This window comes from Bacteroides sp. (assembly GCF_029057325.1).
Taxonomy (GTDB): Bacteria; Bacteroidota; Bacteroidia; order Bacteroidales; family Bacteroidaceae; genus Bacteroides.
This window is the reverse complement of sequence record NZ_JAICZW010000171.1, coordinates 1-8,184: the sequence shown is the minus strand read 5'-3', so window position 1 is coordinate 8,184 and position 8,184 is coordinate 1. Positions and strand designations below refer to the sequence as shown.

General features: G+C 44.0%; 8 protein-coding genes. 5 read left to right on the top strand and 3 right to left on the bottom strand.

The features are described 5' to 3' along the window. Positions 1–1,197, top strand: a 1,197-nt coding sequence (gene serB / locus K2G43_RS11645; protein ID WP_300155389.1) for a phosphoserine phosphatase SerB, incomplete at its 5' end; no start/stop codon positions are given. A gap of 113 nt (positions 1,198–1,310) precedes the next feature. After that, the gene (locus tag K2G43_RS11640; protein ID WP_297643935.1) at positions 1,311–2,570 is read left to right on the top strand and encodes a DEAD/DEAH box helicase; all 1,260 of its coding nucleotides are present in this window, start codon (positions 1,311–1,313) and stop codon (positions 2,568–2,570) included. Between the two features lie 13 nt (positions 2,571–2,583). Here K2G43_RS11640 and K2G43_RS11635 read toward each other — a convergent pair whose 3' ends face one another. The 3 genes from K2G43_RS11635 to rfbC are packed head-to-tail and all read right to left on the bottom strand — an operon-like array spanning position 2,584 to position 5,280. Next, positions 2,584–3,384 carry a DUF4738 domain-containing protein gene (locus K2G43_RS11635; RefSeq protein WP_300155386.1) on the bottom strand — a complete coding sequence of 267 codons (801 nt, stop codon included), beginning with the start codon at positions 3,382–3,384 and terminating at the stop codon, positions 2,584–2,586. A 30-nt stretch (positions 3,385–3,414) separates the two neighbouring features. Continuing rightward, on the bottom strand, positions 3,415–4,728 hold the full coding sequence (locus K2G43_RS11630; RefSeq protein ID WP_297643937.1) for a UDP-glucose/GDP-mannose dehydrogenase family protein: 1,314 nt from the start codon (positions 4,726–4,728) through the stop codon (positions 3,415–3,417). Between the two features lie 3 nt (positions 4,729–4,731). Further along, positions 4,732–5,280, bottom strand: a complete 549-nt coding sequence (gene rfbC, locus K2G43_RS11625) for a dTDP-4-dehydrorhamnose 3,5-epimerase (protein WP_297643938.1) — start codon at positions 5,278–5,280, stop codon at positions 4,732–4,734. A gap of 127 nt (positions 5,281–5,407) precedes the next feature. Between rfbC and K2G43_RS11620 the strand changes: the two genes are divergently transcribed. From K2G43_RS11620 to K2G43_RS11610, 3 genes are all read left to right on the top strand, one after another. Beyond that, a complete protein-coding gene (locus tag K2G43_RS11620) occupies positions 5,408–6,541 on the top strand; it encodes an SPOR domain-containing protein (protein ID WP_297644168.1) in 1,134 nt (377 codons plus the stop codon). Positions 6,542–6,593: 52 nt separating this feature from the next. Then, positions 6,594–7,115, top strand: a complete 522-nt coding sequence (locus K2G43_RS11615) for an FHA domain-containing protein (protein WP_297644169.1) — start codon at positions 6,594–6,596, stop codon at positions 7,113–7,115. A 296-nt stretch (positions 7,116–7,411) separates the two neighbouring features. Further along, positions 7,412–8,184, top strand: a 773-nt coding sequence (locus K2G43_RS11610; RefSeq protein WP_300155380.1) for a glucuronate isomerase, incomplete at its 3' end; no start/stop codon positions are given.

The following is an 8,184-nucleotide window of genomic DNA, read 5'->3' as shown; positions in this document are numbered from 1 at the left end:
ATTCGTATTACAGGTGAAGACCGTCCGGGCCTGACGGCTTCTGTAACGGAGATTTTGGCCAAATACGACGCGGCTATTCTAGACATCGGCCAAGCAGATATTCACAACACTCTTTCGTTGGGTATTTTGTGCAAGACAGAAGAACAATACTCCGGCTTTATTATGAAAGAGTTGCTTTTCAAAGCCTCTTCTTTAGGAGTGAATGTACGTTTCTTCCCTGTTACAACAAAGGAATATGAGGACTGGGTGAATATGCAGGGAAAGAACCGCTATATTCTAACCTTACTGGGACGTAAGTTGTCTGCCCGCCAAATCTCTGCCGTTACCCGCATCGTGGCAGAACAGGGAATGAACATCGATGCCATCAAGCGCCTGACGGGACGTATTCCACTGGACGAATGCGAATCGAGCACCAAAGCATGCATCGAGCTGTCTGTTCGAGGCACCCCCAAAGACCGCATTGCCATGCAGGAGCAGCTGATGAAGCTTGCGGCAGAACTGGAAATGGACTTCTCCTTCCAATTGGATAATATGTATCGGCGGATGCGCCGCCTGATTTGTTTCGACATGGACTCTACGTTGATTGAAACAGAAGTTATTGACGAGTTGGCAATACGTGCAGGCGTGGGCGACCAGGTGAAGGCTATAACCGAACGCGCTATGCGTGGCGAGATAGATTTTATAGAAAGCTTCCGCGAAAGAGTGGCTCTATTGAAAGGGCTGGATGTTTCGGTAATGCAGGAAATTGCAGAGAATCTGCCCATAACAGAAGGCGTGGACCGCTTGATGTTTGTTTTGAAGAAGTACGGCTATAAGATTGCCATTCTTTCGGGAGGATTCACCTACTTCGGACAATATCTGCAAAAGAAATATGGCATTGATTATGTATATGCCAATGAACTGGAAATCGAGGACGGCAAGCTGACAGGACGCTATGTAGGCGATGTGGTCGATGGCAAGCGTAAAGCAGAGCTGTTGCGACTGATAGCCCAGGTGGAGAAAGTGGATATTGCCCAAACGATTGCCGTCGGCGATGGCGCCAATGACCTGCCTATGCTTGGAATCGCCGGATTAGGCATTGCATTCCATGCAAAGCCAAAGGTAGTGGCAAACGCCAAGCAGTCCATAAATACCATCGGACTGGACGGCGTACTCTATTTTCTGGGCTTCAAGGATAAATATATAGATATGCCTTGACACCCAAAAGGCCGAAATGAGAATACATCAAGCAGTCAGCGCTGTTTTTTTATCAGGAAAGCCTATATTAGAACACTTTTAATTATCTTTGCCAACAAATTAAAAAAAGATACATGAAGTTTTCAGAACTACACCTAAACGATAGCGTGCTTGAGGCATTAGATGCCATGCGCTTTGAAGAGTGTACCCCGATACAAGAAAAATCTATTCCCGTGATACTCGAAGGACGGGATTTAATCGCGGTGGCACAGACCGGAACAGGAAAAACAGCCGCCTATTTGTTGCCCATATTGAACCGGCTTTCGGAAGGCGGACATCCGGCAGATGCCATCAATTGCATCGTAATGGCACCCACCCGCGAATTAGCGCAGCAGATAGACCAACAAATGGAAGGCTTCTCCTACTTCATGCCGGTTTCCAGCGTAGCCGTGTATGGCGGCAATGACGGAATCTTGTTTGAACAGCAGAAAAAAGGGCTGACTTTGGGTGCGGATGTAGTTATCGCCACTCCAGGACGTTTGATTTCCCACCTCAGCTTGGGGTATGTGGATCTTTCTCGTGTCTCCTATTTCATCTTGGACGAAGCGGACCGTATGCTGGACATGGGATTTTATGATGACATTATGCAGATTGTCAAGTACCTCCCGAAGGAGCGGCAGACAATCATGTTTTCTGCCACCATGCCCGCCAAGATCCAACAATTAGCAAACAACATACTGAATAATCCCGCCGAGGTAAAGTTGGCGGTATCAAAACCGGCGGAAAAGATTGTGCAGGCAGCGTATGTCTGCTATGAGAACCAGAAATTGGGCATCATCCGCAGCCTGTTTGCCGAAGAGGTTCCCGAACGCGTCATCATCTTCGCCTCTTCCAAACTGAAAGTGAAGGAAGTGGCCAAAGCTTTGAAACTGATGAACCTGAATGTAGGCGAAATGCATTCTGATTTGGAGCAAGCACAGCGTGAAGAGGTGATGTATGAGTTTAAAGCAGGACGCATCAATATGCTGGTTGCCACGGATATTGTGGCAAGAGGCATTGATATTGACGACATCCGTTTGGTAATAAACTACGACGTTCCTCACGATTGCGAAGACTATGTACACCGTATCGGACGTACGGCACGTGCCAACAACGATGGAGTGGCAATCACATTTATTTCCGAAAAGGAGCAAGGCAACTTCCGAACCATCGAACGCTTTTTGGAGAAAGAGATTTATAAGATACCGCTTCCTGAAGAAGTAGGAGAAGCTCCCGAATACAAACCCAAAACAGCAGAAGGCAGAAAACGCGGTAACGGCAGTCGTAAATCGGGGAACAGGAACAACCGGAACTACAAACCGAAACGTTCGCAGAACAAAACTGAGAAGAAATAAAGAAAGCGGAATTTCATTCCGCTTTCTTTATACTTAATTGTTTGTCAAACCCTATATCGATATTTACCAGATAGAATACGGAACTTTCGGGAACACCAATGGTTGCCTGATAATGGTAACCTTTATCATCCACTCCGATGAAGTTCATATCGGCAAGAATAGTCTGCTCCAATATCTCTTCAGGAAACAAATCGGAAAAGAACTTTTTGGTAACGTCGCGTCCATACAGCAATTGTTTCCCTTCATAGACGCAAATGTGTACCACATTGTCGTAATACACATTGTCCACACTGATGCCGTTTTCAGAATAAGCACGTTTGAAAACCTTCATCTTGGAAGGATTGATATATACATACCCCCTGTATCTTGTACCATTGTACATCGCAACACTATCTTTCTTTATCACTTCGGGAGTTGTGGAAATAACTTCCACTTCACGACTGATGAAAGATAAGGAGTCTTCGCTGTTTTCGGATTTGTGAAGTTTGATTATCTCGTCCGGCAATGAATGAAACCAGAAACTATATTCCGTCTGACGCTCTATCTTGTAAGACACAGGACTGCTACTATATATATATATCGTATCATGAACAACCTTAAAAGATGCAGGCGCATTCAACGGATTAGTATAATAGACCGTATCTCCTTCAATGCGCATTAACGGCATCTCTGTTTCATCATCCAACCAGATACCTTGCAGCATCTGCTTGGCGGTAAGATCTTCTCTCACGCCTTCTTCCCCGTCCGGTTTGTTGCCACATGACGCCCATAAGCTGACAAGCACAATCAGAATGATACTTCTTTTTAAAGTCATAACGTTCTGTATCTCTATTTTTCAATAACTCTATTTTCCGATACAATAATAGACAAAGCCCTGTTCTTCCATCTCCTTTTTATCGTAAATGTTACGTCCATCTAGTACCAAAGACTGTTTCATAGCCTTTTTGAGCACTGCCCATGACGGCAAGCGAAACTCCTTCCATTCGGTCACCAGTATCAACGCATCCGCATCCAACGCGGCATCATACATATCTGTCGCATAATAAATGCGGTCTCCTATACGACGACGGCATTCATCCATTGCGACCGGATCATAAGCACGGACATTGCAACCGGCTTCCAGTAGTTTATCAATCAAGACCAAAGCAGGGGCTTCGCGCATATCATCGGTCTCAGGTTTGAAGGCAAGTCCCCAAAGTGTAATGGTCTTTCCCTTCAAATCATGATTGAAATGCTTCTGCAACTTATTGAACATGATTCCTTTCTGTCTTTCGTTCACTTCTTCCACAGCATGGAGCACAAGCATGTCGTATCCGTTCTGTTCGGCAGTCCTTATCAGCGCCTTCACGTCTTTGGGGAAGCACGAACCTCCATATCCTATTCCCGGATAGAGGAATTTGCGTCCGATGCGGGTATCCGAACCGATGCCACTCCGTACCATGTTTACATCTGCTCCTACCAATTCGCACAAATTGGCAATGTCGTTCATAAAGCTGATGCGAGTGGCAAGCATGGAATTGGCCGCATACTTTGTCATTTCTGCGGAAGGTATATCCATAAAGATAATACGGAAATTATTCAGCAGGAACGGTTTGTAAAGTTTGCTCATAATCTTCTGAGCGCATTCGGATTCTACTCCCACCACTACGCGGTCAGGGCTCATAAAATCGTTGATAGCATTTCCTTCTTTTAAGAACTCAGGGTTCGAAGCTACGTCAAACTTAATATCAACCCCTCTTTTATCCAATTCCTCCTGAATGGCGGCACGCACTTTCTTTGCCGTTCCGACAGGAACGGTACTTTTAGTTACAACCAGCACATACTTCTGCATATTCCGCCCGATAGTACGTGCCACTTCCAGCACATAACTTAAGTCAGCACTTCCATCCTCATCGGGGGGGGTACCCACGGCACTGAATACCACCTCCACTTCATTCAGACAGCTTTCCAATGAAGTCGTGAACTGCAGTCGTCCTGCCTTCACATTCCTATGAACCATCTCCTCCAATCCATTTTCATAGATAGGGATGACACCTTTTTTCAACGCTGCAATCTTTTCACTGTTGGTGTCCACACAAATCACATTGACACCGATTTCCGCAAAGCAGGTACCGGTTACTAAACCGACATATCCTGTACCGACAATAGCTATCTTCATAAGTTATTCATAATAAACCGCATCCTTGAACGAAACGGCGTTTCTGTCTTTGTCTGACAATAAAAAATGTTCTTGAGCAATGGGCCAGTCAATACCGACAGTTTCATCATCGAAACGAATAGATGCTTCCGATTGCGGCGCATATACATTATCGACTTTATAAGTAAAGATGGCTTCATCGCTCAAAACCAAAAAGCCATGGGCGAAACCACGCGGAATGAAAAACTGCCGCTTGTTCTCTTCACTAAGTTCCACACTGACGTATTTTCCAAAGGTAGGAGATGATTTCCTCAGGTCCACCGCTACGTCCAGCACTTTTCCTTTAATGACACGTACCAATTTAGCTTGGCTACATTCGCCTTTCTGATAATGCAGACCACGCAATACGCCAAATGAAGATTTAGATTCATTGTCTTGGATAAAATGCACGTCTCCGATGTACTTTCGGAATTCTTCTTCTTTAAACGCTTCCATAAAGTAGCCGCGCACATCGTTGAATACCTTAGGTTCAATCAACCAAACGCCGTCAATTTCTGTTTGTATGTAGTTCATTGTATAAAACTATCTTTTTTTATAAAACGGTGCAAAAGTAAGATTTTTTTAGAAGCGCTCATAATTTGTTGATAAGAAAAAAAACGGGAGACTGGCATATATCCGATAATTACGCTATATTTGCAACATGATTGAATTAGCACAGCACATAGAAGTATTATTATTGGAGAATGATTGTGTCATTGTTCCAGGATTGGGAGGATTCGTAGCTCACTATACATCCGCCATGCGGATGACAAAAGAAAACATCTTTCTGCCCCCTACCCGCTACATCGGTTTCAATCCCCAATTGAAAATGAACGACGGATTGTTGGTGCAGTCCTATATGACCATCTATGATACCAACTTTTCAGATGCCACCCGCATCATAGAAAAGAAAGTGAAAGAGATATTCGCCGCTCTTCACGAAGAAGGAAGGGTCGATTTACCCAATATCGGCGAATTGAGATGTTCTATCCATGGCACATACGAATTCGCACCCTATGACAACAAAGTGACCACACCTTATTTATATGGTCTGGATAGTTTTGAAATGCAGGAATTAGCGGAAATAGAGACAACGCCGCATGTTGAGAAAATCATTCCTGCCGACATTCCTGCAGCATCGGAAGGTAGAAAGCGAAAGTTTGAAATCAAACTCAATCGTCCATACCTGTCGAATATAGTAGCCATGGTCGCAGTTGTTTCCCTATTCCTCTTTTTATCCACACCAATCAAGAATACAGAAGTTGCGGAAGGAAACTATGCACAAATATTACCAACAGAACTCTTTGGAAGAATAGAAGAACAATCCCTTGCCATTCATCCGATTGTAATCAGACAAGCAGAAGCTCCCCAAACTGCCATTCAGAAGAAAGCGACTAAAGAAGAAAACAAGAAAGCAGTGGTTCCGGTTGCTGTAAAAGAAGTTAAAGTAAGCCGTTCCACCGATCAGACATCATCTGACACTTCTGTAGCTTCTTCATCCTCCTCAGCTGCCCCTGCCACACCTGTCGTTCCGGCTAAACCTGCTATCGTACAACAACCTAAGCCTGTAGTGATGCATCATATCATCATTGCCAGCGTGGGTACAGAAAAAGATGCCAAAACGATGACGAAGCAATTGATTGAAAAGGGATTCCCTCACGCAAAAACGATCGTCGGTGATGGCAAGATACGTGTAAGTATCCAGTCGTGCGCTACGGAAACGGAAGCATATCAAACGCTAAACAAAATCCGCCAGAATGCAACGTATAAAGATGCATGGGTATTAAAGAAGTAATAGTAACTTGCTCTTTGTTTTTCATTCTTTATTCTTTAATTATTTAACTATCATGAAACGTATTCGTTGTCCTAAATGTGAAAACTACTTGACGTTCGACGAGACGAAGTACACCGAAGGCCAATCGTTAGTATTTGTTTGCGACCAATGCAAGAAACAATTCAGCATCCGGTTAGGCAAAACTAAGATGAGAGCCCCTCAAAAAGAGGAACATCCGTGTGAATCGGAATTTAAAGAAGCATTCGGCAACATCACCGTCATTGAAAATATCTTTGGCTTCAAGCAGGTGCTGCCTCTACAGGAAGGAGACAACATCATCGGCCGCCGCTGTGTGGGAACAATTGTCAATGTACCGATTGAGACTTCAGACATGAGCATGGATCGCCGTCACTGCATCATCAACGTAAAGCGCAACAAACAAGGCGCATTGATATATACTTTAAGCGATGCTCCCAGCCTGACAGGCACTTTCCTTAACAATGAGATTTTGAAAGATAAAGACCGTATCCGTATTGAGGACGGAGCGATCGTAACGATTGGAGCCACTACATTCATCCTGCATTCGGCAGAATGATCCTTCTTCCCAAGAAGAACGTACTCCATCATTGAAATGCCATACTTTAGCAACCGAAATTCCACTCAAACTTGAGGTATTTACATTGTTAAAGTATGGCATTTCAATTGATAAAATGTAACATTTAGAATACCAATCGCAAATAGTTTTGTTTCTCGACATAAAATTTCTACTTTTGTGTTCGATAACGGTTAATAAAAGCGAAAGGCAAGATAATGTCTATTCTCCTTACAACCAGCACGATATAGATTAGCTTATTGCACAATACTATTTTTAGATATTTAAAACACAAGAAGATGAAAAACTTTATGGACGAAAACTTCCTGCTACAAACGGAAACAGCGCAGAAGTTATATCACGAACATGCAGCGAAAATGCCGATTATAGACTATCATTGCCATTTAAGTCCTAAAATGGTGGCAGACGATTACCAATTTCAATCACTGACCGAAATCTGGTTGGGAGGTGACCATTACAAGTGGCGCGCCATGCGTACAAACGGTGTGGACGAACGTTTTTGTACCGGTAAGGACACCACAGACTGGGAAAAGTTTGAGAAATGGGCAGAAACAGTTCCTTATACTTTGCGTAATCCGCTGTACCACTGGACTCACTTAGAGTTGAAGACAGCCTTCGGCATTCATAAAATCCTAAATCCGAAAACAGCACGTGAAATCTACGAAGAATGCAATGAAAAACTAAAACAACCCGAATACTCAGCACGCGGCATGATGCGCCGTTATCATGTGGAAGTGGTTTGTACAACAGATGATCCGGTAGATTCTTTGGAATACCACATCAAGACCCGTGAAAGTGGTTTTGAAATCAAGATGCTGCCCACCTGGCGTCCGGACAAAGCCATGGCAGTGGAAGTTCCTGCAGACTTCCGTGCATACATAGAGAAGCTCTCCGAAGTAAGCGGTGTGGTCATTTCCGATTTTGACGACATGATTGCCGCTTTGCGCAAGCGCCATGATTTCTTCGCCAGCCAAGGTTGCAAGCTATCCGACCACGGTATTGAGGAATTCTATGCCGAAGATTACACCGAAACAGATATCAAGGCTATTTT

What these genes read in the sequence shown, in the direction of transcription:
- K2G43_RS11630 (WP_297643937.1), bottom strand. Translation starts at nt 4,728, where the DNA reads ATGAAGATAGCTATTGTCGGTACAGGATATGTCGGTTTAGTAACCGGT.
- K2G43_RS11635 (WP_300155386.1), bottom strand. Translation starts at nt 3,384, where the DNA reads ATGACTTTAAAAAGAAGTATCATTCTGATTGTGCTTGTCAGCTTATGG.
- rfbC (WP_297643938.1), bottom strand. Translation starts at nt 5,280, where the DNA reads ATGAACTACATACAAACAGAAATTGACGGCGTTTGGTTGATTGAACCT.
- K2G43_RS11640 (WP_297643935.1), top strand. Translation starts at nt 1,311, where the DNA reads ATGAAGTTTTCAGAACTACACCTAAACGATAGCGTGCTTGAGGCATTA.
- K2G43_RS11615 (WP_297644169.1), top strand. Translation starts at nt 6,594, where the DNA reads ATGAAACGTATTCGTTGTCCTAAATGTGAAAACTACTTGACGTTCGAC.
- K2G43_RS11620 (WP_297644168.1), top strand. Translation starts at nt 5,408, where the DNA reads ATGATTGAATTAGCACAGCACATAGAAGTATTATTATTGGAGAATGAT.